General features: G+C 63.0%; 1 protein-coding gene. It reads right to left on the bottom strand.

All coding sequences use genetic code 11. The features are described 5' to 3' along the window. On the bottom strand, window positions 1-389 hold a 389-nt coding region (locus tag PZA18_RS24365), incomplete at both ends, for an RHS repeat domain-containing protein (RefSeq protein WP_284103476.1).

Raw genomic sequence — 389 nt, 5'->3', positions numbered from 1 at the left:
CGTAGGCGTATTCGACCAGGGTGTTGTTGTCGCCGCTGGTATCGCGTACGGCCTTGAGGTTGCCGTGGCCATAGTAGGCGTAGCGCAGGTCCTGGCCGGCGTTGTTGGTCTGGCGGATCAGGCGGCCGGCGCTGTCGTACAGGTATTGGTAGACATGCCGGCCCTGATCGGTGCGCCGCAGCTTGGCCCCGTTCTGGCTGGTCACTTCCATCGTGGTATTGGTGTAGGCACCGTCGAAACGGTAGACGTGCTCGCCGGCATGGTCTGCGGTCCAGCCGCGTTCGGCGACCTCTCCCCGGCGGGTGGTGGTCTGCAGGTAGTAGTGGGTGCTGTTCGGGTCCACAAAGCCAACCGGCTTGTTGCTCTTGCCGTACTGCTGGTTATCAAAG

Source organism: Parachitinimonas caeni (genome assembly GCF_030129945.1).
GTDB lineage: Bacteria > Pseudomonadota > Gammaproteobacteria > Burkholderiales > Chitinimonadaceae > Parachitinimonas > Parachitinimonas caeni.
This window is presented reverse-complemented; position numbering and strand designations above follow the sequence as displayed.